21 protein-coding genes are annotated in these 26,992 nt (G+C 27.7%); 16 read left to right on the top strand and 5 right to left on the bottom strand.

Going from position 1 to position 26,992, the window contains the following annotated elements; all coding sequences use genetic code 4:
• The first annotated feature begins 81 nt into the window (after positions 1 to 81).
• The 4 genes from Q8852_RS01990 to Q8852_RS02005 all read left to right on the top strand — a co-directional run bounded on the left by Q8852_RS01990 (position 82) and on the right by Q8852_RS02005 (position 5,159).
• Positions 82 to 2,619, top strand: a complete 2,538-nt coding sequence (locus Q8852_RS01990; RefSeq protein ID WP_305938318.1) for an exonuclease/endonuclease/phosphatase family protein — start codon at positions 82 to 84, stop codon at positions 2,617 to 2,619.
• 50 nt (positions 2,620 to 2,669) lie between these two features.
• Complete coding sequence (locus Q8852_RS01995; RefSeq protein WP_305938319.1) at positions 2,670 to 3,449, top strand: hypothetical protein; 780 nt, start codon at positions 2,670 to 2,672, stop codon at positions 3,447 to 3,449.
• A 145-nt stretch (positions 3,450 to 3,594) separates the two neighbouring features.
• Entirely contained in the window at positions 3,595 to 4,737 is a 1,143-nt protein-coding gene (metK, locus tag Q8852_RS02000) for a methionine adenosyltransferase (protein ID WP_305938320.1), read from the top strand.
• Positions 4,731 to 5,159, top strand: coding sequence for an NUDIX domain-containing protein (locus Q8852_RS02005; protein ID WP_305938321.1), 429 nt, complete (start codon positions 4,731 to 4,733; stop codon positions 5,157 to 5,159). The genes metK and Q8852_RS02005 overlap by 7 nt, the downstream gene beginning before the upstream one ends.
• A 188-nt stretch (positions 5,160 to 5,347) precedes the next feature.
• Here Q8852_RS02005 and Q8852_RS02010 read toward each other — a convergent pair whose 3' ends face one another.
• From Q8852_RS02010 to Q8852_RS02020, 3 genes are all read right to left on the bottom strand, one after another.
• Positions 5,348 to 6,349 carry an Mbov_0400 family ICE element protein gene (locus Q8852_RS02010; RefSeq protein ID WP_305938322.1) on the bottom strand — a complete coding sequence of 334 codons (1,002 nt, stop codon included), beginning with the start codon at positions 6,347 to 6,349 and terminating at the stop codon, positions 5,348 to 5,350.
• A gap of 1,032 nt (positions 6,350 to 7,381) precedes the next feature.
• Complete coding sequence (locus tag Q8852_RS02015; protein ID WP_369810276.1) at positions 7,382 to 8,242, bottom strand: IS3 family transposase; 861 nt, start codon at positions 8,240 to 8,242, stop codon at positions 7,382 to 7,384.
• The gene (locus Q8852_RS02020; protein ID WP_305938323.1) at positions 8,212 to 8,730 is read right to left on the bottom strand and encodes a hypothetical protein; all 519 of its coding nucleotides are present in this window, start codon (positions 8,728 to 8,730) and stop codon (positions 8,212 to 8,214) included. Before Q8852_RS02020 ends, Q8852_RS02015 begins: the two co-directional genes overlap by 31 nt.
• A gap of 56 nt (positions 8,731 to 8,786) precedes the next feature.
• Between Q8852_RS02020 and Q8852_RS02025 the strand changes: the two genes are divergently transcribed.
• The 10 genes from Q8852_RS02025 (at position 8,787) to Q8852_RS02070 (ending at position 20,753) form a co-directional block, all read left to right on the top strand.
• A complete protein-coding gene (locus Q8852_RS02025; RefSeq protein WP_305938324.1) occupies positions 8,787 to 11,423 on the top strand; it encodes a coiled-coil domain-containing protein in 2,637 nt (878 codons plus the stop codon).
• A 350-nt stretch (positions 11,424 to 11,773) separates the two neighbouring features.
• Positions 11,774 to 13,438, top strand: a complete 1,665-nt coding sequence (locus Q8852_RS02030) for a site-specific DNA-methyltransferase (protein ID WP_305938325.1) — start codon at positions 11,774 to 11,776, stop codon at positions 13,436 to 13,438.
• Positions 13,432 to 15,768: a DEAD/DEAH box helicase gene (locus Q8852_RS02035; RefSeq protein WP_305938326.1), complete on the top strand. Its 2,337-nt coding sequence runs from the start codon at positions 13,432 to 13,434 to the stop codon at positions 15,766 to 15,768. The genes Q8852_RS02030 and Q8852_RS02035 overlap by 7 nt, the downstream gene beginning before the upstream one ends.
• A 185-nt stretch (positions 15,769 to 15,953) precedes the next feature.
• Complete coding sequence (locus tag Q8852_RS02040; RefSeq protein ID WP_305938327.1) at positions 15,954 to 16,205, top strand: hypothetical protein; 252 nt, start codon at positions 15,954 to 15,956, stop codon at positions 16,203 to 16,205.
• Positions 16,205 to 16,852 (top strand): diadenylate cyclase, encoded by a 648-nt coding sequence (locus Q8852_RS02045; RefSeq protein ID WP_305938328.1) that lies wholly within the window; start codon positions 16,205 to 16,207, stop codon positions 16,850 to 16,852. The genes Q8852_RS02040 and Q8852_RS02045 overlap by 1 nt, the downstream gene beginning before the upstream one ends.
• The gene (gene mgtE / locus Q8852_RS02050; RefSeq protein WP_305938329.1) at positions 16,852 to 18,324 is read left to right on the top strand and encodes a magnesium transporter; all 1,473 of its coding nucleotides are present in this window, start codon (positions 16,852 to 16,854) and stop codon (positions 18,322 to 18,324) included. The genes Q8852_RS02045 and mgtE overlap by 1 nt, the downstream gene beginning before the upstream one ends.
• Positions 18,325 to 18,333: 9 nt before the next feature.
• Positions 18,334 to 18,657, top strand: coding sequence for a hypothetical protein (locus Q8852_RS02055; protein WP_305938330.1), 324 nt, complete (start codon positions 18,334 to 18,336; stop codon positions 18,655 to 18,657).
• Positions 18,658 to 18,669: 12 nt separating this feature from the next.
• On the top strand, positions 18,670 to 19,251 hold the full coding sequence (locus tag Q8852_RS02060) for an MHJ_0274 family protein (protein ID WP_305938331.1): 582 nt from the start codon (positions 18,670 to 18,672) through the stop codon (positions 19,249 to 19,251).
• The gene (pgsA, locus tag Q8852_RS02065) at positions 19,205 to 19,891 is read left to right on the top strand and encodes a CDP-diacylglycerol--glycerol-3-phosphate 3-phosphatidyltransferase (RefSeq protein ID WP_305938332.1); all 687 of its coding nucleotides are present in this window, start codon (positions 19,205 to 19,207) and stop codon (positions 19,889 to 19,891) included. Before Q8852_RS02060 ends, pgsA begins: the two co-directional genes overlap by 47 nt.
• A gap of 121 nt (positions 19,892 to 20,012) precedes the next feature.
• On the top strand, positions 20,013 to 20,753 hold the full coding sequence (locus Q8852_RS02070; RefSeq protein WP_305938333.1) for a hypothetical protein: 741 nt from the start codon (positions 20,013 to 20,015) through the stop codon (positions 20,751 to 20,753).
• Here the strand turns inward: Q8852_RS02070 and Q8852_RS02075 are convergent.
• Positions 20,750 to 21,013, bottom strand: coding sequence for a hypothetical protein (locus Q8852_RS02075; protein WP_305938334.1), 264 nt, complete (start codon positions 21,011 to 21,013; stop codon positions 20,750 to 20,752). The genes Q8852_RS02070 and Q8852_RS02075 overlap by 4 nt on opposite strands.
• On the bottom strand, positions 21,013 to 21,858 hold the full coding sequence (locus Q8852_RS02080; protein WP_305938335.1) for a DegV family protein: 846 nt from the start codon (positions 21,856 to 21,858) through the stop codon (positions 21,013 to 21,015). The genes Q8852_RS02075 and Q8852_RS02080 overlap by 1 nt, the downstream gene beginning before the upstream one ends.
• A 206-nt stretch (positions 21,859 to 22,064) precedes the next feature.
• Between Q8852_RS02080 and Q8852_RS02085 the strand changes: the two genes are divergently transcribed.
• A complete protein-coding gene (locus Q8852_RS02085) occupies positions 22,065 to 23,951 on the top strand; it encodes a hypothetical protein (protein WP_305938336.1) in 1,887 nt (628 codons plus the stop codon).
• Positions 23,952 to 24,099: 148 nt separating this feature from the next.
• Complete coding sequence (locus Q8852_RS02090; RefSeq protein ID WP_305938337.1) at positions 24,100 to 26,991, top strand: lipoprotein 17-related variable surface protein; 2,892 nt, start codon at positions 24,100 to 24,102, stop codon at positions 26,989 to 26,991.
• Position 26,992 lies beyond the last annotated feature (1 nt).

Consider the following 26,992-nt stretch of genomic DNA (forward strand, 5'->3'; position numbering starts at 1 on the left):
CTTAATGTGGAACAAGGGCTTGTTTCCACATTTTTTTACCTAATTTCAAGGTATTAAGCTAATATAAAATATAATAAAGATATGAAGAAAATGAAAACTGTTTTATTAAGCCTTAGTGGTTTATCCTTAATTGCAACACCAATAGTTGCTACATCATGTAATGAAAGTGCAGAGTCTTTAAAAAACAAGCTTGAAAAAGCAATAATATCTGCTGATTTAAAAAACGATAATAGAAAATCTATTTTAGCTTCTGAAGTTGATACAAAAAATATTCATTGGACTTCAAGTATTAATCCAAAATATTTTGATATTCAATATGGTCAAATTAATTTTAATGACGAAGAAGGTGAATTAGAAGTTGAAGTAACTTTAAAAGCTAAACATTTTGATGGTGTTAAAAAAACTTTTAAGAGAAAAATCAATGGTTTCAAAAAACTAAGCAAAGTTATCGAAGAAAAAATAGCTAAGCTAAAAGTAACTTTAGGTGTGGATGAAAGAATTGATAAAAGTAAAATTTTAGCCTCAGAAATAAATATTAAACGAATTTATCTTAATTGAGATTATAAAACTAAATATAATGTTGAAGTTGAAAGTTTAAATCCAGATGATGAAAAAGGTATATTGGTTATAAACTATAAAATTAGTTCTATTAGATTACCTAAAGTATTTAAAAATGATTCTATAAAAATTGAAGGGTTTAAAACGGTTGCTGCTAAAGAAGATATTAAACCAACCCCCCCAACACCTGCTCCAGAACCTAAACCAGAACCTAAACCAGAACCTAAACCAGAACCTAAACCAGAACCTAAACCAGAACCTAAACCAGAACCTAAACCAGAACCTAAACCAGAACCTAAACCAGAACCTAAACCAGAACCTAAACCAGAACCTAAACCAGAACCTAAACCAGAACCTAAACCAGTAATTAATCCTCTAAAAAGCACCATTAGTGGTTCAATATTAACACTTATAAAAAATAATGATAATGATACATTATTAGATGTTATGGAATATTCTATGCTTCCTGAAGATGAAGAAGATGAAAGCGAAATTGAAACTGAAGACGATTTTGAATTTAAATACATTGTCGCAGACAGTGCGATTGTTCTTGAAACGTATGATAAAAACACACGTAAAAATTTTATTACACCATGATTTAAACTTGATTCTAGTAAGTATGATATTTACTTAAGAAAAGGCCTTAAACGTAATACTAAAACAAGAAAAATGGTTGGTACATTTAACCTTGAAAATAGCACAATAAAATTTACATTTTATGAAGCAAACACAGATAAAGATGTTACTGAAATTTTTGATTTAAAAACATTTAAATTAATTAAACAAGAAATTTCTGAACCTAAAGCTACTACAAATAAAAAACCAAATACAGGCGGTAAAGAAAAACCTAAAAAAGAATTTACCCCAGTTGAAGATATGGATATTAAGCCTATAAATTTAGCTAAAGGCGAATTCCTTGTCAAATCTGATTATAAAACAGTTTATGTACGACCACCATTTGGTGCTCAATTTAATCTTAAGGATTCGAATATTAATTTCACAACAGTATTTGACCATTTAGATTCACCAGGAGCAAAAACTGCTAACGGTGAAAAATCAGTTACTAAAAATACTATTGTTGGTCAACTTGATTCAGCTGGTTCACAAGAACTTTCTGAATTCATGGCTTTAAAAAATGTTCTTGAAGAATTTGAAGATATTTCTGTTCCAAATAGTTACATAATTTTTGGTGGAGATACTAATATTGGAAATAATAATTTTAATATCCAGAAATTATTTAGTAATTATGCTAGTGCAACAATTACTAAATTAGGTAATGATAAAAAGTACTTCACCTCATTATCTAACAATGAAAATTATGTAAACCCTTATGACAAAATGTTTTTCAAAAACAATGTTAAAAATGAACTTGAAACTTTAACTACTGCAAACACACCTGAATTACAATTTAAACTTGATATTTTAAAAGCCTTTTCTAATGGTATATTACCTGAATCATATAAAGATTTAAATTACTATAATGAAGGTAATGTAAAAAGTAAATTAGTTAGAATTTCAGACCATGTTCCGGTTTATACAGATATTAAACTTAAAAATAAAACCTTAAAAACTAATTCAGCATTAAGTTTTTATGATAAAAAAGATAATGTTATTAGAATCGGACACTGAAATATTAAAAATTACGGTTCAGGTGATAAAGACGATATGAGCGGAGTTGAATTCATGCGGCAAAACCGTGATTACAAATGACTTTCAATTGCTAAATTTATTCAAGCTGGTGGATTTGATATCATTGGATTAACTGAAATTAATGATGGTACTTCAGATACAGTACAATTAATTGTGGATGAATTAAATAAACAACCTGGTGCAAACTTTAAAATGCTTGCACAAAGCGTTGAAGATTCTTCTTGAGCAGAAAGTCAATACAAAAAATTAATCACTCAACAAGAACAAATAGTTATTATTTATGATGCTAATTTATTTAATCCAATCCAATTTAGCAATAATAAAATAGGTCATTCTTATAAGAAAGAAATACCTTCAATTATGCAGTATGATTTCACACCAAAGACTCCAAAGAAAACTGGTAAAAAATAGTATAATTAACTCATTAATTTAATTAATGAGTTTTTTATTTAGGAGGTTTAATGATTCCAGATGTAGTCATATGGATTTTAGGAGCTTTATCTCTAATAATCTTTTTTGCTATTGTGTTATCACAAGCTAAATTCATTAATCATGTCAAAATGATTTATTTACATGTAAATACCAATGAAAAAATGCTAGATAAAGTTATTTTAAATAGTAACATGAAAAAGTTTTGAGATTACAAGTTTTGATTATTTAGCATTATAGTGGGGCTTCAAAGCGTTGTTTCAATTACTTTTATTGTACTTGGAATAATTTATATTCCACAAGTTTTTAGAGTGTTAAATGAAACACAACAAGATGATTTAACTCACAAAATTACTTTAACCGGTATTGATGCGGTACTTATTTTAATGAATGGATTCTTTACCTTTATTTTACTTTTCACAATTTATAAATATATTTTCTTATGAAATAAAGTAATGAATAAATGAAATATTAATGAAAATGCTGAACAAGTTTCATATTATGAATATTTAAAAAATAAAGTTACAACTAAAGAATTTCCAGCTAAAGTTAAATTAAATAAACTTGCTTTCAAAAGTCGTCAAAGTACATTAACTTATCGGACAAGTAATTTAGAAAAACTTGCGAGTTCAAAACATTCTTTATGATATAAAGAAGGAAAAATATTATTCCAAACATTTTCAGATTATAATCAAATTTATATTTTTGGTAATGATGATAAAACAATCAACATCAATGACACTGATTTTGTTGCTAAAATTATCACATTAACTTCAGGTATTGATAAAGAATTTGCGAATAAAAAAAGATAGATTTTTTAAACCTATTTACTAGGCTTAAAAAATGCACTAAGTCAAAAAGTTATATTTAACAAAATAAGATTTTTTACTATAATTAATTTACCACAAATAAGCAAGGCAAGTCCTTGCTTTTATAACCAATACAAAAGGAGAAACAATGAGAAAACTATTCACTAGTGAATCAGTTGGTAGAGGTCACCCTGATAAGGTGTGTGACCAATTATCAGATGCTATTTTGGATGCTTACTTATCTTTAGATCCTAATTCTAAAGTTGCAGTAGAATGTATGGCTTCAGGTCACAACATTTTTATTGCCGGAGAAGTAAAATCAACAGCTGATGTTGATGTTATTGAAATAGCTAAAAATATCCTAAAACAATTAGGATATTACACCAACGAAACAAGCTTTATCACAGATATTAAACGTCAAAGTGAAGATATTGCTATGGGAGTTGAATTAGGTGATGAAATCGGAGCTGGAGACCAAGGATTAATGTTTGGTTATGCTACAAATGAAACACCTGAATTCATGCCGCTAGGTATTACTCTTGCGCATGCACTTGTACGTAGAGCTGAAAAATTAAGAAATAACCTTGAGTTCAAATGAGCTAAAGCTGATATGAAATCTCAAGTTACACTTGATTACACAGATCCTAAACATGTATTTGTTGATACAGTTTTAATGAGTATCCAACACTCAAAACATTACGAAGAAGCCCAATTTAAAGATTTTATTAAAAATCAAATTATTTTACCAGTGCTTAAAGAATACAATCTTGCAGCACCTAAAAACATTTTAATTAACCCTACAGGTAACTTTGTTATCGGTGGTCCAATCGGAGACACAGGATTAACAGGTAGAAAAATAATTGTCGATACTTACGGAGGGGCTTCACGTCATGGTGGTGGAGCTTTTAGTGGTAAAGACTCAACTAAAGTAGATAGATCTGCTGCTTATGCTGCTAGATGAATAGCTAAAAACATAGTTGCTGCTGGTCTTGCTGACCGTGCAGAAATCCAAATAGCATATGCAATTGGTATTGCTCAACCTGTTTCAATTATGATTGATACATTTGGAACAAATAAAATTGATGAAAACATCATTGAGCAAGCTATTAGTGAAATTTTCAACCTTACTCCAAAAGGAATTATTGATGCTTTAGAATTAAGAAAACCTATTTTCTTACAAACAGCATATTTTGGTCATTTCGGTAGAAATGATTTAGACCTTCCTTGAGAAAGATTAAACAAAGTAGAAGAATTACAAAAGAAAGTGAAAGAATTACAAAAATCATGCTAGAACAGTCCTGTGGTGCAATAATTTTTAGAAAATTTAAATTTAACCGTATTAAAGTTTTATTAGTAAAACAATTAAATAACTTATGAGTATTTCCTAAAGGTCATATTGAAGGTAATGAAACACCTGTGGAAACTGCGCATCGAGAAGTTATGGAAGAAACTAGTGTTAAAAATATCCATATTATTTCTGAAGTTTCATACCAAGATAATTATGTTTTACCTGATACAGGAAATGATAAACAAGTTACTTATTTCTTAGCTTATACAACTGATAATGAAATTCCACACCATGTACATGGTGAATCAAAAAGAGCTAAATACTTTTCTTTAAAGAAAGCAAGTAAATTACTTACTCATGATGCTCCTAAGAATTTCTTACAACAAGCTTACAAAGAATATTTAAAACTTAAAGTTAATAAATAACGGTTAGCAAAATAATTTGTATTTAAACCTCGTATAGAAATATATGGGGTTTTTGTTTTGGGTTACATAGCATTGTTGAGTTTATTTTCTATAAAAGTAGTTCAGTATTAACACAGGTTCTAATAATGCTGGATTATAAAAAATGTAAAAAATCTAGCTCAAGTTAGTTTAATTAAATTATTTTTTCATTATGTTGTAAATGATAGAGTATCTACATCGCTATTTTCATCATTTATATTATCATCTTTAATTAAATCTTCAACATCACCATCAATAATAGTCTTTTCTTGTTGCTTTTCTTCAAAAACTTGTTCGGTTTTGATTTTAGCTTCATTAAGGTTTTCTTCAGTTTGAATATCTTCATTAGAATTATTATCTTCCTTAGTTTGAAAAAATTTATCATCATGTTCTAAATAATCTACATTAGAATTTTCAATAGCTAAATCATCATCTACTTCAAAACCTTCTTGAATATTTGTTTCATTTTCAGTATTAAAATCTTCTTTAAATGTCTCATTTGAAGTGAAATTATCATTAGAAATATCTTCGTGTAATAGTGTTCAAGCATCACTTTTTATTTCATCCTTTTGATTTATATTTTCTTTTCTATCAACTATATTAAGTTCATCTTTTATAAAATCAATTATTATATTTTTATAAAAATTATATTTTCCAGCATTATACATTTCATTAGGGAAACTTCTTTTTATTAAGTAAGAATATGCTTTATATTGATTGTTAATTTTAATCTCTTGAATTGATACATTATCAATTCTTAAATTATAATAAATAGAATTTAATATTTCTTCTTGCTTTCACGAAGGCAAGTCATTAATTGTATTAAATTGATTTTCATCATAAAATTTATGAAAATATTTAGTTTTCATTACTTGAATGTTTGAAGTATCAACTCAAGAGGTGTTCCTTAATTTATTGTTTAAATCATCATCATTTTTATTTATTGATATTTCGAACGGAAACTGAAATTTATTTTTATTAGCACTACGAGTGTTTAAATAATATGTATTTTCACCAATTTCAAAAATGATTACAGGACGAAAATTAAAACCTTTAGAGTGTGCTAATATTCTTTTACCATTAGAATTAAACGAAATACTATCATTAGAATTTGTGTAATAGTTATATTCTTTTTCGGATTTTCAAATTATTTTTAATCTGTCTTTTTGCATAATCTCCTTTTTTATTTAATATATTATTTTTTATTAATGTGAACTAATATAAAAAAGGATAAAAAAATCTACTTTTCAGTAGATTTTAAATTAACTCAAATCCTTTTGATAAATCACTGAATAGCAAGTATGATTTGTTTCTTTACTATTTGTATTCATTTATCCAAGTGCATCCCCAGCAGACTTAATAGACTTATCTTAATATCTCCTTAGGGGTTTTCCTTATTAAGATGTTTCGTCTATGCCCGATTAAATGTAATCAATAATGATTACATAAGTATTGTAGCACATCTTAAAACACTTTTCAAGTACTTTTTTATTGTAAATTTTATGTAAAAAATCTACTTTTCAGTAGATTGTTATAAATACCAGACCTATAAACAAAACACTTTTAAGATAACTAGTCCGTATCATTATCAAATTGTACTCATTCATTTATAGAAACCCTTGCAAATTTAAACTTATCTTAATATTTAATAAGGAACTTCCTATTAAGATATTACATTTAAATCCACGATTAAATGTAATCAATATTGATTACATAAGTATTGTAGCATATCTCGAATCGATTTTCGAGTGCTTTTTTATTGTAAATTTCATGTAAAAAATCTACTTTTCAGTAGATTTCATTCAACCGAACTCCTTTTGATAAACCACTGAATAGCAAGTATGAATTCTTTCTTTACTATTTGTATCCATTTACCCAAGTGTTCCACTGCGGATGCATTAGGCTTATCTTAATGCTTCCTTGTGGTACATCTTCATTAAGATGTTTCACCCGCATCCGTTCAACTGTAATCAATAATGATTACATAAGTATTGTAGCATATACCCGAATGTTTTTTGAGTGCTTTTTTCAAAATTTTTAAGCAAAATAAATTATTATTGAATTTTTATTTTGTACTTTATTAGACAAAATTTAGGGTATAAAAATTTACATTTAATCCTATAGTATAGTGCTGTATGTTCCTTGAATCATATATATATATATATATATATATAATATTTTTAAGGAGAAAATGTACTGAACCCCTAATTTTGTACCATTAGATTTTCAAAATCTTTTCTGTACTCAATTGGGGTTTTTCCTTTCAATCTAATTTTAATTCTTTTATTGTTATAAAAGTCAAGATAGTCAAATAATTTTTCCACAAAATTATTAAGATCTGTGAAATTGTTTTTGTTTGGGTAAAAGAATTCCAATTTTATTGTTCCAAATAAGGATTCAACTAATCCATTATCCGGACTATTTCCTTTTCTTGACATACTTTGGATAATATTGTTAGCTTTTAATAAGTTAACAAAATATTTATGTTGATAATGTCAGCCTTGGTCTGAATGAATTATGCAACCACTTAAATTTCTGCTTTTAATTAATGGTTCAAAAGTATCTTTTATTAATTGTAAATTAGGACTCAATGAAACGGCGGCTGATAAAATTTCACCATTAAATCCATCTACTACTAAAGATAAATAAACCTTTAAATCATCAAAAAGTTTAAATTCTGTGATATCTGTAAAAAGCTTTTCTAAAGGTTTCTTGCTTATGAAATTTCTTTGGATTAAATTATCTGCAATCGGTCCTATTTGTCCTTTGTAAGATGAATATTTCTTATGTTTTCTTCTATAAACGACTAAATTAAGTAATTTCATTAGTTTTAGAACCTTTTTATGATTTACATTAATACTTCTGTTGTGTAATTCCATAGTGATTCTTCTGTAACCATAAGTTTTGTTACTTTCTTCAAATATCTTTTGAATCGTTTCTTTTAATTCAAAATCCTTATCAATAGGAGTTAAAAAATGTTTTTCTCAATAGTAATAATGAGATTTTCTTATTTGCGAAGCAGCAAATAAATCAACTAATTTGAATTTTTCTTTATTTTCAAAGATTGCTTGCGCTTTTTCTTTGACGGTTGCTTCAGTCGGCTTTGAACTATCCTATCTAAAGTTGCGAAATATGCTTTTTCAGCTTCTAGAAGTTCAATTTTTCTTTCTAAACTTTTAACATATTCTAAGTCGATTGTTTTTTCTTTGTTTTTGTTTTCTTTACTCATAATTAAATTATAGTAATTTTTCTTTTTAGCAACAACTTTCATTGCAATACTAATATGAGTTGATAAATTCAAATCTACACAAGATTGAAAAATTGTTTTTTCATGATGAATAATCTTATCGATTTCTTCATCAATAACTCATTCATCATAATCTTTAATCGAAACAGAATGTAAATAATCATCAATTGTTTTTGATTTTAAATAGTAATTCACATAATAATAAATCATGGGATTTTTCAGTTTACGCTTTTTTATGAATTCACATAATTTGAGTTTAGATTCCTTAAATTCAAACATATTTTGAATAATCATTTGTTTTTTCATATACATTTGCACCCGTTATTGAATGAAGGTACAAATTTTGGGGTTCACTACAAAAAATGAAAAGAAAATTTAAAGCAATTTTACCTTTAACAATCATAGCAAGTTCGTTACCATTGATTACAGTATCATGTAATGAAAAAACGGATAATAAAGAACAAATTACTAATTTGCAAAAACAAATTTCAGATTTAAATGTACAAATTCAAAACCATCAAAACACAATTAATAATTATCAAAATGAAAACAACACATTACAAACAAAAGTCACAGAAAAAGAAAATAAAATTAAGGAATTAATCACTCAAATTAATACGCTCAATCAAACTAAAACTGAGCATGAAGCAAAAATATCTGAACTTACAAATCAAAAATCACAAGTTGAAGAAAACAAAAAGCAACTTGAAAGTCAAATTACTCAATTAAATAAAGATAAACAAGTTTTAGAAGCAAGAATTAAAGAATTAGAAGAGCAAAATAAAAATATCACTCCAGATAATAAAGATTTGAAAAACGAAATAGATACTTTAAAACAAAGTATAAAAGAAAAAGAAACACAAATTCAAAAATTAACGTCTTCTAATGAAAAACTTGAACAAAGCAAACAACAACTTCAAAATCAATTAATCTCACTCACTAATGAAAAAACCAATTTAGAAGCAAAAATTAAAGATTTAGAAGCGAAAGCTGAAAAAAGCAAAAAAGATAAAGAAGAATTAAATAATCAAATTTCTCAACTTAATAACACTATTAAAACTAATCAAGAATTAATTAATTCTTTAAGACAACAATTGCAATCAGCACAAAATGAAATTGAAAGATTAAAAAATAATAATTCTGGTTTAGAAACTAAAACACATAGTAAAGAATATAAATTAATAAAGAAAATTATTGACTTTATTAATTCTGATAATGAAACAGAATTGAATTTAGATCTTGATGTTACTTTAAAAAACGTTAATAAAAAGTCAATATCATATTTCGATTTTAAAAATAATGGTAATTCAATTCACCAAGCTGACTTATGAAGAGATTTTTGAATATATGAAAATTTAAAAAATACTATTAACGATTCTACTGTTGAAGGTCAAGAAATCAATCAAATTACTGGTTTAATTAAAACAATATCAGAGAATTTACCAATTCTTTATTTTGTATGTTTATATTTTAATTTTAATATTGAATTTGAAAAAACGAGTAATATGGGTCCGTTTTGGGAACCTTATAAAAAACCGAATAATGCTTCTGACGAGATAAACTTAGATTACTTTTTAAGAAGTCGTGAATTTGACGAAATTGTTGGTAGCTTACACGGACTTTTTGAGATAAGAGATTATTTACCATGAATTTTGAAAGGCGAAGAAAATAAAATCAATTACGACTATAAACTAAATGTTGACTTAAATAATATTAATGTAAATGAACTTAAAGAACAATTTAAAAATAGTGCAGATACAAATGATCAAATATCAAAAGATGCTAATAAATATTTTGGAAATATTGAAAAAGCTCAATGAGCCGAAAATATATCTGCAGTTATCCAAAAACTTAATGTGATAATTGACGAAAACAAGAATTTAAATACTCAAAATATTATTTCTAAAGTTTCTGAGTGCTTTGATTCAGAAATGCAAAAATATTCAACAGATTCTTTTAAAATACCATCTTTTAAAAATATTTTTGATAAAGTAATTGATAAAAGCGATAAAAGCGATAAAAGCTTCATTGAATTCGGAAGAGAATGAGCTGATTATTCTTCATTAAAAGATAATTCATATGTAGTTAACAAAAACATATATTCAAAGATAATGAATAATGAAGAAAACAAAAAGCAATTTATTGATTCTTTAGTTGAATATTTAAAACATTCGACCGAAGAACCACCATTTATTCATCTTTACAACAAAGAAAAAGGTGTGTTTCGGTACTGAAAAATTAATTTCTCTACATTATTTCAGGCATTAAAACATTGATTTGATACCTGAAGAAGATACAATATGCCTTATATAGACTTTTATGATATTGATAACTTTAATTCTTTATATAATAAACTATTTACCAGTTTTAGTAATTACTATTCAGAACCGGAAAATCAAACTCGAGTTAGTGACGGAACAATTATTTACTTTAATTTTAATGAGTTTAAAATATCTAATTCAGATTCATTTAATGATGAAATCAAAAAAATCTTTGATACTGAACTTAATAAGGCTATAGCAAAACATATTTCTAATTCTTTAGATGAAATACCCGACATTATTGGTCAGTATTCAGATGTAAATACTTCTACATGATATATAAATACAACTATTTCAAAAGATAATGTTAGCCCAGATGAATACGAAAAATTATTAAAACAACAACAAATTGAAGAATTATTAGAAATAGTAAATTCTTTAAAGTCACATATTCTTGGAACTTATAATTTTGATTTTTCTCAAACAGAGACACTAAATGGTAAAATAAAAATTAAATTAACCAAAAACGAAAGCTCTAAAGCTGCATTTAAAGCAATTTTAGAAAAAATACCGCCTCATTATCTCCCTAAATATGATGAATTAATAATTGATGACGAAGCTGTCGGATCATCAAAAATAAGCATTTCTGGTACAACTATTGAGTTTTTAGCATCAATACTTAAACTTATGAGTAATGAAAAATTAGGTAAAACAATTACAATTGCTGAAAACGAATAATTATTAGAAGCCGTATGCCGTAACTAGGTGGATTAACGGCTTTTTTATATTTCTTTTATTAGGTATTTATAACAATAAACAACTGAAACAATACAAAGTTAATAAAATATTAATTCTAATAATAGAATGAAATTACTTAGTAAAATAATCGATAATTTAGACGCAAAAAGACAAATTGTTAAAAGTAGTACAAATGTATCAAAAAATATTTTTGATTAACTTAAGAAATGCATTAAAGGCGGTATAACTTCAAATTAAACAACTAGATACTTCTTGTAAGTATCTTTTTGTATATTTTTATTTAGGTATTTACATAATTTAATAAAATTAAATTATATTTTGGAGGTAACATGAATAAAGACAAAAAACAATTAGTGCTTAATTGGCTACAAGATTTTGAGCAAAATAATGCTTTAGATGATACAAGAGCACAAGTATTTGGAATTATTAGAGAATTAATTAATACTAAAAAGTATGGATTAGTATTTGAAGAAAAACAAGAAGATATTATTAATCAAGTTAATAATTCAATAGTAACTTTAGAAAGAAAAGATCAAATTATTACCAATAAGAATAATAAGCTTAATTTCCTACTTGAAGGAGATAATTATGCTGCATTAAAATTACTACAAAAAACTCACAGAAATAGAATAGATGTTATTTATATTGATCCGCCTTATAATACGGGGGTTAAGGATTTTATTTATAATGATAATTATGTTGATAAAGAAGATGCATTTAAACATTCTAAGTGATTATCATTTATGAAACCAAGACTTGAAATTGCTAGAGATTTATTGCATAATAACGGAGTGATTTTTATAAGCATAGATGATAGAGAACAAGCGGCATTAAAACTTTTATGTGATGAAATTTTTGGCGAAGGAAATTTTATTGGATTACTTCCTCGTCTAACAACAACAGGTGGTAAAACACACGATAATACATTAGCAAAACAACATGATTATGTTTTGATATATATAAAACAACATAACAGTAATACTAGAGAATTATTATTTAATCACGAGCCTTTAGATTCAAAATCATTCAATAAAGATGATAACGATGGTAGAGGAAAATATAGACTTGTAAGGCTGCTTGCGGAAAAGAATTTAGATGAAAGAACAGGGAGTCAAGCAGAACCTATAGAGTTTAATGGTAAAATATTTTATCCAGTACTACCAAATGGTAAAAAATGATATTGGCGTTGAGGAACAGAACGTGTAGAATTAGGAAAGAAATTAGGTCTTATTGTTGAAGAAAAAGGAGTGTTAAAAACAAAGCTATATTTTGAGTACGATTTTAAACAAGGAGCGACTGAATTAACTAAAAAAGATAGAGTTAAGTTGTTTGCTTCTACAGATTTAGTATCATATGAATTTTCAAATGATAACGGAACTAAAGAACTTCAAAAAATAATGGGAGAAACCAAAACATTTAATTTTCCAAAAACTATTAACTTAATTTATAAATTAATAAAATTAATCAAAAATAAAGATGCTATAGTTTTGGATTTCTTCGCCGGTAGTGGAACAACTGGACATGCGGTTGCTAAATTAAATGCTGAAGATGGTGGAGATAGAAATTATATTTTATGTACTAATAATGAAAATAATATTGCTGAAAATGTTACATTCAAACGTTTAAGCAATATTCAAGAAGAGTTACCTCATAACCTTATTTACAATAAAATTAACTTAATTTCAAATGAAGAATTTATTAATTCTAATTTTGATGAAAAATACTTAAAACAAATTTATGTTTCATGTAAAGAATTAATTCAACTTGAAACAGCTAAATTAATAGATAATAATGAAATATTAGTTATTACATCACAAGAAGAATTGAATTCATATTCAGATACTGAATTATTAGACGCTAAAATCATTTTCTATGTTACAGATGCTGTAGCAATACACAAACATACATTATTTAATGAAATTTCAAATAAACTAGTTCAAATCCCGGAAAAATATTACTTTAGTGAACTTAGTGAGGTAGATTACTTATGATAGAAAAAGCAATTAAATTCAAAGTTTTCCAAGAAAGAGCAATTAAAGAAACTTATCAGTTTATTATTTCTGAAGAAAATAATACTAAACATAGATTAATTATTTCCTCACCTACAGGTTCAGGAAAAACTTTAATGATGTTAGAAAGTATTTCTAGAGTTATTTCATCTAGTCCAAATGAAAATTTTGTGTTTCTTTGACTTACACCAGGACAAGGAGATTTAGCTACTCAATCTAAAAGAAAAGTAGATAAATTCTTTAACCATATTAAATCGGAAGTAATTCGAAGTGATGATAATAGAGCTATTAATTTTGAACCTAATAACTTATATTTCCTTAATTGAGAAAAGATTACTAAAAAAGGTAATAAATTAATTGCTGAAAGAGAAATTCTTAATTTACATGATTCACTGTTATTTGCTAGAGAAAAAGGTTATAAGTTTATTGTATTTATTGATGAAGAACATTTCAACAATACTAAAAAAGCAGATGAATTTTTATCTCAACACGTTAAACCATATAAGGAAATTAGAGTATCAGCTACCGCTACTAGAGTTAAGGATTCTGAATTTATTGAAATAAGAGATTCAGAAGTAATTGACTCTGGATTAATTACTAAATTAATCTATATCAACATAGATTTAGCACAACAACAAGCAATTGATTCCTTTGAATCAGAAGCTGACATTTTAATTAAAAAAGCAGAAAACAAACGTAAAGAAATTCTGCAAGAATATAATAAATTAGATAAAGAAGATCAAATTAATCCACTAGTACTGATTCAATTAACTAATAATTCAGAAGCTCTTCTTGAGTCAGTTATTGATTCACTTGAAAAAATGGATAAGACTACACAAAATGGAAAAGTAGCTATTTGACTTAGTGAACAAAAAATTAATCAAGATAAAGAATCTTTATCATTACCAAATTCTCCAGTTGAATTTTTAATCTTTAAACAAGCTATTGCTACCGGATGAGATTGTCCTAGAGCTAAAGTACTGGTAAAACTTAGAAACAATATGAGTGAAGAATTTGAAGTGCAAACAATTGGGAGAATCCGTCGTATGCCTTCACATCATCACTTTGATAATGATTTAATTGATAATTGTTTCTTATATACCTTTGATGATAAATTTAAAGCACAAGTGCAACAAGTTGCCCATGGGGTTGATGTAAAACTACTTAGATTAAGAAGAGATTTTGAAAACATTACGTTAATTAAACAAGAAAGAAATCAAAATAAATCTTCTATTTATGATTGAGAAATTACTTTAGAAGAATTATCTAATTTCTTAATTAATAAATATGATTTAAGTTCAACTGATTTACAAAGTAATAAAGATATCTTGTCTCAAGTTGGCTACAACATGGATTTAGAAAATATTCATAACGATTACTTTGCAGGAATAGCAAGTGAAATTAAAGATTTAAATTTACTTGCTAGAATGGATGCGAAATATAAATTAAAATCAGCTTCAGCTGGTTCAGAAGAATCAAACGCATTCAGAGATCTTTCAAATGCTTTAGGGCTTGATTGAGTTGATGTTAAAGCCTTAATTACAGCATTATTTACTTCTAAAGATATTAAAAATAAACAACATCAAATTTTAGATATTCCAATTTCAAGTAGAAGAACATTTTTAATTAATAACATTAGAACTTTATTAAAAGATGTTAATGAATTTAAAACTCAAGTTTCAATTCAAGATTCTTCACTTCTTGGTGTGTCTAACCAACAAGATGATGATATTAAAACAGTATCTTGAAGCATTCCGTTTGAAGATATTGTAATTTATGATTCTACCGTTACTAATCCAACATTGCTAACCAAAAACGTTTATGAAGGTTATGATTCTTCAATGAGTGAATGATTCTGAAATAATGTTCACTCAAGAACTGAATCATTATTTGAACAATTTGCTCAAAAATCTAAATTCTTTACTTGATTCTATAAAAATGGTGATTTAGGTAAAAAATACTTTTCATTAATTGTTAAACAACACAATTTACCACTTAAAGCTTTTTATCCAGATTACATCTGTATGGATAAAAACAATAATATATGAATTATTGAAGCTAAAGGTGGTAGAGGTTCAAAAGGTGAAAGTAAGCAAATTGATGGATATGCTAAAGTTAAATTCGATACTTTAAAAGCTTATGTAGATAAATATAATGCTTCCGCAGATAAAAAATATAACTTAAAATTTGCTTTTGTTCGTGATGATGCAACAACTGGTGAAGAACTTTTTATCTCTAATACTCAGTGAGAAGAAAACATCAATGCTTCATGTTGAATTAATATTAAACAATTTATTAAACAAGAAGAAAAATAATTTAAACACTCTCAAATCTATGCTGTGTAAATGCGGTATAGATTTTTCTATTTGGCTGCAATTGCTAATTAATAGCATTTTTGCCTACACCATAGGCTTAAAAATCCTTAAATACTTTAATGTTTTTTATTTTTATTTTTAATAAAAATAATAAAATTTAAATATTAGAAAACAAGGAGGCGTTTATGGATAAAGAAAAAGACAAAAACATCCAAGAAAAACCAAAATACATAGATTTAGTTGAATTCCGTAGACAAGAAATTCAACGCGCCATACTTAATGCTCAAGCTGAGCAAAACAAAGAAGAGTACAGAAGTGCTCAAAAGCAATTACCATGATATAAAAGAGATTTATTTATTAATCTCTTTGGAGCTGGTGTTGCTTTACTTGTAATGACACTGATTATCTTAATTGCATATTTTGTAGGTAATATTTAATGCTTAGAAATTTTGAAACTGCTACTGTAGTAACAAATAATGCTAGTGGAATATCTTCTAGTGCAATTACTGCTTTAATTGTAATTGCTTCACTAGCTTTAGTTGTTTCACTTACTTTACTTATTTTGTACCTATGACCACATGTTTATGGATTTCTTATTAGTAAGATTAAAAAGACAAAATATGAAAAATTAGGTAAAAGTAGCCAAATTCGTTTAATTAACCAATTAAGAGAAAGTGTTGAATACTTATCAAAAAATAAAATCGGTGCTTTAATTACAATAGAAAACAACGATAACATTGATAATTTAAGAACTGATGGAGTAGTGTTAAACTCTAATATTGCAAGTTCACTATTAATTGCAATTTTTAATAAAACTAGTCCGCTTCATGATGGGGCTGTAGTTATTAGAGATAATAAAATTTATTATGCTGCGACATTTTACAAAATCACACGTAAAAGTGTTGATTCCAAATATGGATCACGTCACAGAGCTGCAATGGGTATTTCAGAACAATGTGATGCAACTACAGTAGTTGTATCTGAAGAAGACGGAAGTATTAAGATTCTTAAAGGAAGCATAATACAACCTGTTAAACTTGAACAATTCCAAGAACAGTTAATTAAATACTTAAAAGAACAATAATGGAATTTACACCAGAAGTAAAAAAAGCCTTAATTGAAGAACTCCAAGGCTTAATTACTAATAAGAAAATTATTGCTGTTAGAGAATTGTGTGAACAATATCCATATGCTGATTTCGCTGAAGCACTTGAAAGCCTTAGCGGTGAACAACAACTTTATGTTTTACGGGTACTAAAAACCACTGAAGCTGCTGAAGTATTTTCATATCTTGATGATAATACTAAAGTAGCACTAGCTAAATCATTTACTGAACCTTGAGGGATGGATATCCTGCAAGATTTAGAAAGTGATGAACTGGTTGACGTTTTAGAAGATTTACCTGTAAACTTTACTAAAAAAATTCTAGCTGAAACTCCAATTGAAAAAAGAGTTAAGCTTAATAACTTGCTTGCTTATGATGAAGAACACGTAGGAAGCATTATGTCTGTGGATCTTTCTGTGCTTAAATCTAGCTGAAGTGCTAAAAAAGCGATTAGAAAAATTAAACGTGACTATAAAAACAAAATTGAACTTTCACATAACTTCTATATTACTGATGATAATGGATTTTTAATCGGGGATATTACACTTGAAGAATTAGTCTTTGCTGATGATGAAGATGAATTACTTGAAGAACTTTACAATGTAGTTGCTGCAGTTCACCCATATGATAACAAAGAAGATGCTGCTAATATATTTGCTGATCACGATAGATCAACTCTTCCGGTAGTTTCTGCTGATAACAGACTTATTGGTATGATTACATCCGATGATGTTATTGATGTTATTCAAGAACAAGCTACTGAAGATATGTATAAACTTGCTGGGATTAACCCTGATGCAGCTGAAGAAAGTTATCTTAAAACAACCATTATGCAAATTGTTAAGTCACGTGTTGTTTGACTTATCATTTTAATGGTTTCAGCAACATTCTCACAATATATCATTCAACAGTTTTCGGCTATTTCAGAAAACTTTATTAAAGGACTAGGTGTTACAGTTTCAACCGGGATTATAGTTGGGCTTATTCCAATTATTTCTGGATCAGCTGGTAATGCTGGTTCGCAATCATCCACAACTATAACTCGTGCTAGTGCACTAGGCGAAATTGAACACAAAGATATTTGAAAAGTTATTTTCAAGGAAATGACTGTTGGTGCAGTGATTGGATGTATCTTATTTGTAGTAAATATTGCTAGACTTTATATCTATTTTGCTATTCCTAGCTTTAGAGATAATGGTGATGGAACAGTAGCTGGTTGAGGTGCTATTTCATTTATAATTATAGCTAGCTCAGTTTCATTATTTATTGTAGTTATATTTGCTAAGTTTTTAGGAACACTTATTCCACTTGTTGCTATTAAATTTAAAAAAGATCCAGCAGTTATGTCTGCTCCTATACTTGCTACATTAAGTGATGCATTATCAACATTAATATTCTTCGGTATGAATATAGGAGTACTTGCTATAGCTCATGCTGCGAGTTGAATTTAAAGGAGAAATATGAAAACAGCCGATATTGAAAGAGTTAAACTCTTAGCAGAAAGCTATTTAGCTGCAAAAGCTGAAATGAAAGAGAACTTAAAATTAATTAAAGATGAACTTGATGGTACTGAAATTACTATTTCAGAATCTCTAGATCAAGGTGGAAGAATTACTTACAGCGAAGTAACTCCAAGAGCTTCATTTGATTTTAAAGGTTATTCAAATTACTTATATACAGCTATGATTCAAGGAAAAAACTATACTGAAGAAGAACTTGATGAAATAATGAAACAATTCGTTGTTAAAAAAGACTCAAAATGAGTTCTTAAAATCACAAAATAAGAAGGAGACAATATGGGATTTAACGTCGGGATATGAATATTCTTTGCTATTGTTATGTCACTTTTCCTAGCGTGAGTTGTATGACAATATGTTAAAGACAAACGTCGTCAAAAGAAGACTAAATTGCAAGCGGCAGAATTTGCTAAAGAAAGCGCAATTTACGTTTATGACTTAACTATAATGATGAATGAATTATTTAAACTTAATCGTCAAACATTAGATGAATTTGTTCCAAGTATTGGAAAATACACAATGGGAGAAATTAATGCTAATACTAGAAATTTATTAATCAAAATTCAAAAATCACCTGAATACAGAGAATTTTTACATGAAAATCCTAAATATCATGAATTTAATCATAACTTCACAGCATTGCGTGATTTAAATGCTAATTTATGAGATAAAAAAGGAACAAAATACGTTGAATACTTCATTAATTATGTACAAAGTGCTACAGATGAAGTAGAAAAACACAATAAAACTGAAATAGAAACTTTATTTAAAGAAGAATCTATTTTAATTAATCAAATCCAGGAGGCATATAATAATGAGTTTCAAAAACATGAACAAACCCAACAAACTAACTCTAATTAGACTTATTTTAATAATTCCTGCATTCTTACTTATGATTGCAAGTTATTACACAATGTCTAAAGGTTCAGAATTTGGTGGAAACATCACTAACATAGTAGTAAATGGTTCATACAACTTAGGGTATGCGATTGCATTTACTATTTTAAACGTTCTTATCGTGCTTATTTTTGGTGCCGCTATGATTACAGATTTCTTTGATGGAAGAATAGCAAGAAAGCAAAATTTAGTCACAGATTTTGGAATAGTGTGAGATCCGATTGCTGATAAAGCAATGACAAATTTAGTTCTTATTTACTTTGGAGTAATTAATGTACTTCCATTTTGAGCTGTAGCTATCTTTATTCTTAGAGATATTATAGTAGATGGTGTTAGAATGTTTTTAGCCAAAGTAGGTGTATCAGTGGCTGCTGGTAAACTTGGAAAAATTAAAACTTTAATTCTTTCAATTGGTATTTGTGTAACATTCTTAATTATTATTTGATTACCATACACAAAATTCACAACTCAATACCACTTTATGTACTTAATTAACATTCCAATTTATGTAGCATTAATTCTTAGTGTAATTTCAGGAATTATGTATGTAGTAAAAGCTTCAAAACACATGAAGAAAAATTCAAAAACTGAAGCTAAAAAATAGTATCATTAAAATATAACAATAATATTTATTTTAGGGGATATAAGTGAAATATTTATTAACCAACAATTTTATCTGGGAATTCTTCATTGCAGAGCTCTTCAGCGTTGCGTTTTTAACACTTATGTCCTTTTATTGTACCCATTTTGCAAAGAAATATATTCAACGAACTTATGTTTATCCATTCTTTTATGCTTTAGCAACTATTACAGCAGCTTTTATTTCTTTTGCTGTACTTAGAATACTAGCTCAAATATTTGAAACACGTGCAGTGTATGAAAAAATTAACAACCAAATTCCTCCAATTGTTAACCCGATGGTTACACTGTTTTATGTGTTTACTTATATTTTTAATCCAGTGAAAACCTCAATTCATGTTGCTAACATTTGAATTATTATCACCGGACATGTGATAGCGGCCACGTTAGGTGGAATTATTTGATGAAAATTAAAACAAAAACATCCAGAATATGAAAACGCTTTTAAAAATGTTGACAAAATTAAAGCTAGAGATTTAACCTGAGATGGAATATTTGTTTTTGTAACTACACTAGCAACTTTTATCATCCAATATATCATTAACAAGCAAACAAATAACTATATTTTATCTACTAGTTACACTGGTATGCTTACACTAATAATGTTGCTGATAGCATCTTGAAGCGGAAGATTTTCATTTCCCACCAACATATATGTTTCATGAGGATCTTTTATAGTTGCTTTATTAAGCAAAAATGTCAAAAGAAAAACTAATGCATCCTACATGGGATTTGTTGCATTAGTTTATATCTCTTCAACTGCATTAATTTCATTGGTATATGTTGAATTACCAATTAACCATTCATCAGCCTTATTTATTAGCTAACTACCTCATTTCAAAGTAATAGCTAGTATAATTAATATTACTAATAAAACTAGAAATAAAATTGAACTAATCGCAAGACCATAAGCTAGCTTATTCTTGCGATATTTTTTTATTTCAAATTCATCTTGTTGATTTTCTTTAATAATACTATCTACAAGTTTGGTAAATCTTTTATCATTTTGTGATGAATTTTCCATTTGTAGTGTTTTAGTATTAGTTTTCTTAGATGTTTTTTTAGTTTTAGTGGTTTTTTGATTCATTATTCAAGCTCAAGTTTAGGCATTACTGTAATAGCAAATGCTTCTGGACCTGTATGAATAGCAATAACGCTTGAGGTGATTTGAGTATGTTGTAATTTAATATCGTATTCTGCAAGTTGTTTTTCTACTTCATTATTAATTTCAGCATCAATTCCATGCATGTAGTTAAATTGGTATTTAGAAGCATCTTCAGGGAAGTAAGCAGCTTTTTCAATTGCTTTAGAAATAGCTCCTTGAGGTGTTCTTTTTAAAAATACTGGTGTAACTTTTCCGTGTACATCATATTCTAAAATCGGTAACATTTTAATTTTAGACATAATGAATTTTTTCACACCATTTAATCTACCACCTTGAATCATGTATTTCATGTCAAAAGGTACTAAATAAGTAGCTGATTCTTTATTAATAACTTCTAATTGAGTAAAGATTTCAAATAAGTTTAATCCTTCGTTATAAAGTTTTAAAGCATATTTAGCTGCAATTACTAATTGAATTCCACTTCAGTGGTTTTCAAATACTTTAACATTCGGAAAATCATTAGCTACAGTTCTAACATGTGAAGAAGTTGATGAAAGTGCTGGGTGAATTCCAAAATAAATTACATCATCATATTTTTCGCTTGCTTCTTTAACAATAGTATTAATTACTTCTAGTCTTGGACTAGATGACTTAAAGCTAGTAGCATTTTTAAGTTTTTCTAAAACTTCAACTTTATCTACTAATCCATCTTGATAGACAACATTGTCAATATCAACTTGTAAAGGAATGAATTCAAATCCTTCTTTAATTGCATCTTCTTGGTATAAACCTGAAAATGAATCTAATATAATTCCTAATTTTTTCATATTGATATTTTACTAAAATTTTTGATAAATTGCCTAAAGCATTATGGTAAAATAATTTAGCTACATAAGTAGCAAGACAAAGAGGAATAAAGTCGTCGCAAGACGGCTTTTTTTGTGGAAATTTCCACAAAATAACACATTTTTGCTATAAAAACATCCATAAAAGTCTGAAACTTCTATAATTAAATTAGATTATAGGAGCAAAAATGAAAAAAATTAAATATTTAATTCTAACTAGCGCTACATTAAGTGGGATTTTTGTACCGTTTAGTGTAGTAGCATGTAAAGATAATACTAATGAGTTAAAAGCTCAATTACAGCAATTAAAAATTGAAACTAATTTAAAAAATGGTATTGATAAAACTAAAGTACTGGCTTCAAGCATTCATATTCAAGATATTGCTACAACAGGATATGAACCAAATATGTATCTAGTTGAAGTCAAAGGATTAACACCAAATGATGCAAATGGAAGTTTACTAGTTCATTATGAAATTGCCTTTTATACTAAACCAAATATTAAAATTAGTAAAGACGTTACATTAAATGGATTTCAAACTGCAAATACACAAGTAAATGGAACAAATGATTTCATTAATAAAAGCGATGCAGAATTAATTGCAAAATATCTAGGTGATAAAAAACCTTCATTAAAACATGAATTAATTAATAAGAAAACTGCATTTGTTGCAAGTAAAGAAGATTTTGTAATTCCACAATTTAATAATACTGATACTGAAAAAGTGGAAATTACCTTAATAAGCGTTCCAGATTCTGAAAATATCATGATGCAATTGGATGATTACTTACTTAAAGGAAAAATTAAGGTTAATTTTCTAATAAGCATTACATCAAAACAAAATCCTAGTGCAGTTAGAAACCTTAATATGGAATATGAAATTGATGGATATATTTCGCAAGAAAAAGCTAGCGAAATAATGCAAGCAAATTTAAATCTATTAAAAGAAAATAACTTTAAAATTGATAAAAGTAAACTTGCTATTGATATAGATGATGAAAAATATAAAGGTTATAATGAAGCTTTTAAATTCTTAAATGGGACTTATTTTAATAATTCAGTAGCTAAAGCAATTACACCAATAAATCCAGGAAATGATGCGGTAAAAGTAAGCTTTGAATACAATAAATTAGAAGCACTTCCAGATAAAGGGATATTATTTATTCAACCTTATTTATATTTTGATGATGCTTCGCAAAATCATTTCTTTGCTTATGCAAATGGTAAACAATATGCAGATGAAAATTCAGTTATTAAATTTGATAATTTACCAGCAAAAGCTTTATCAGCTAACGCAATAGCTTCTTCATATAAATTATCAGATGCTTTCCATATAGATAAAAATCTTTTAGCTAAAGGGCTTAATAAAGATAAAAGCCAAATTACAGTAAATGATTTAACACTTGAAGCCTTGCAGCAAGCTTTAGATATTAACCATATGCTAGTGCCTTCAAAAACTAATAAACCTGAAGATAAATTTGATTTAACTGCAAAATTTATTAAAGATTCAGGTATTAAAATTAGTAATATTAAAAGCAAAAACGAATATGATGGTAGTGCAGTGATTGAATTTACTTTTAATTCTATTAAACATGAAAATGCTAATGGAACAATTTATTTAATTGGTAACAAAAAACAAACAAGTAATTTTGAAGAATTACAACCGGCTAAATTCAGCATTGTATTAAATGGATTAAAACCTACTAAAGATGCAAGTGAAATTGTGTATGAAGAAAAAGAAGCATTTGATTTAACTAATGATGATTTTGCAAAATTTCTTGATAAATGAGAAGATAAAGAAGACAGATTTGAGAAAAAAGGTGGAGCATTACAACTTTACAGAAATAACAAACCTCCATTTTTAGGAGTTACTGGTGGTGGAGGAAATAAAAAAGACCAAAATGCTTTCCTTACCCTTAAAAGTGAAATTACTTTAACTGATTTAGCTTCAACAGGAAAATCTTCAGGATACTTTGTTGCAAAATTAGATAAAAATAACAAAACTGTAACTGTATTTTACAAACTTAAATCACAACCAGATAAGTTCTTTAAGCAAACAATTCAATTTAAATAATCTTATCCACCATATGGAAAATATGGTGGTTTTTTCCACAATTTATGAAAAAATGTGGAACATTTCCTTATTTTGCTATATAGCAGCTGTAAAGTGCTAGAATGGAGTTAGTAAATGAAAATAAAGCCAAAGGCTTAAAAGGGGAATTATGCGTAAATTTACTAAAACATTATTAATTACTTTAGGTGGTGCTACTGCAACAGCATTACCATTAATTTCTATTTCATGTGGTAAAACCGAAGCTACTAAAGAAGAAGTAGAGAAAAAACTTAAAGAAACTAAAGTAGTTGTTGATACAGTTCAAGGAGTTAATAAAGCAGAAGTGCTTGCTTCAACTATTACAACACAACAACTTGCTTTTAGCGGATATGATCCAAAAATATTTAAAGTAACAGTCGGAACATTATCTGCTGATGATAAAGCAGGAACATTAAGTGTTCCTTATACATTACAATCTATTAAATATGAATCTGTAAAATCAGATGGATTAGTTGCAACTATTACAGGATTTAAAACAGCAGCAGCAACTGATACTCCTGCTCCAGCAGCTAAAACAGAACAACAAGTTCAAGAAGAATTAAATAATATTAAATTATCTGTTGCTTTACAAGGTGTAAATGCTGCAACAATTAAAGCATCAGAAGTAAAACAATCTCAAATTAATGTAACAGGATATGATTCAAAAGATTTCACTCTTACATATGGAACATTAGCACCAAATGATAAAACAGGAATATTAACCATTCCTTATACATTAACATCAAATCAATTTAATACTTTAAAGAAAACTGGTGATTTACAACTTGATGGATTTAAAGTTGAAGCAGCAGAAGATGGTTCTGGTAAAGATAATAGCGGAACTACAGGACAACCTGGAAAAGATGACAAACAACCAGGTGATTCAACAGGTACAGATCAAGGTGGTAAAGAAAAAGAACCTAGCCAACCTGGAAAAGAAAATCCTGAAGTAAAACCAGGTGATGAAAAAACACCTGCTGAATCAGGAAATGATCAAACCAAGCCAGGTGAAGGTGATAAACAACCTGGAAAAGAAACTCCTGAAGTAAAACCTGGTGAAGGACAACCGAGTGATAAAACAGGCGGAGAAGATACTGGGAAACAACCTGTTGAACCAGGTAAAGAAGAACCTAAACCAGGAACAGATGTAACACCAGGGACAACTCCAGTAGAAGGTGGTGAAAATAAAACTCCAGGAACAGCAGATGGTTCAGAAAAAGAAAAACCAGCTGTAACTCCAGGTGAAGGAACTGAAGAGGGTAAAAAAGATACTCCTGAAGAAAAACAACCTGAAACACCTACACCAAGCACAGGAGATGATAAAAATAAGGAACAACCTACTGTAACGCCAGGTACAACACCTACAGATGGTGATAAAAAAGAAACTCCAGAAGGAGCAGCACCAGCTGACAAAGAACAACCAAAAGAAGAAGCAAAAGTTACAAAAGCATCTGAATTAACAGCAGAACAATTTGCTACATTAATTGGTGAAGCTAAACCTACAATTAAAGATGAAGCTAAAGAAAAAACAGCATTCGATGCAGCTATTGCTGATTTAAATACTCCTACAGTAGAAAATGCTGATTATGTAATTGAATTCTTAAGTAGTAAAAAAGATGCACCTACATTCACAACAAATATAGGAAAAGTTTTATTTAATGAAAAAACTCCTACAGATGAAAAAACTGAAGTTGAAAATAGATTATTCGCTGGTGAAAGAAAAGTAAATTATTCAATTAAAGTTACTTCAAAAACAGATAATAAAGACTTTAAAGTATTTGAAAAAGAATTCCTTGTTTCAGGTTATAAAACTAAAGAACAAGTAATGGAAATTCTTAAAGCTGCAAAACCAGCAGTAAAAGAACAAATTAATACAGATGTTATTACTATTGAACCTTCTACAGAAAAAGGATATTCTGTAGCATATAAATTCTTACATGGTAAATATACTTCATTTAATAAATTAGATGCTATATCACTTGAAGAAGGGCCTAAATTAAAAGTAGCATATAAATTAGTTGAAGGTGATACAACAAAAGGAACAGCTAAAGTATTACCAATTATTTACTATGATAATGCTTCTAAAAACTTCTACTTTGTATACAAAGATTTATCAACAGAACGTAAAGATGATGATTACTTACAATTAAACGGACTTCCAATTCCTGCTTTATCAGCTAAAGCAATTGCAGACAACTACAAAGGTACAGATGGACCAACAGGTGTTTATGAAATTGATGCTAAAGTGGTAGAAAAAAATGCTGGAAAACCTTTAAGTGAATTATATCCATCAGAAATTACTATGGATATGCTTAAAGATTCATTGGTATCTCAACCAGCTACATTAATTGGTTCAGCACCTGAAGATAAATATCAAATAACAGCTGAAATGCTAAAAGAAATGAATGGAACAATCACAGGAATTAAACACAAAGATGATTTAGATCCTTATGTTATTGTTACAGTTCAATTTGATACTGTTAAAGTAGAAAATGGAATTTACTACATTTCTAAGAAAGAAGCTGCAACTAAAGATTATGAAGTAGCTAAAAATGCTAAAGGAGAATTTTCAGTTAGACTTGCAGGGTTAAAAGTTAAAACTCCTGAACCTGATACTTCTACTCCAAAGCCAGGAACAAATGTTGGGGGGAAAGATAACACTACTCCAGCTACACCTATTGTACAAGGAACAGCATTTAAATTAGCAGAAACAGCGACAGCTGCAAATATCGAAAACGTTATAAAAGCAAAAAGTGCAAATGCAAATAATTTTGATTTACAATACTATGATAAAAGAGGTTACTTTGGTATAAAAGGTAGTGGTAATATATCTAATAGTGCATTATTGTTATTAAACAATGTACCAAGCGATGAAATTAAACTTGTTACACTTAAAGGTAAAAACAAAGGAATCCTCAATTGTGGTTCATACGATGCAACAACCAAAACATTAACAGTTAAATATCAACAAAAAATCAATAATGAATTTAAAGATGTACAACAATCATTTGTATTAGCTTAAT

Source organism: Mycoplasma seminis (assembly GCF_030718845.1).
Taxonomy (GTDB): domain Bacteria; phylum Bacillota_I; class Bacilli_A; order Mycoplasmatales; family Metamycoplasmataceae; genus Mycoplasmopsis; species Mycoplasmopsis seminis.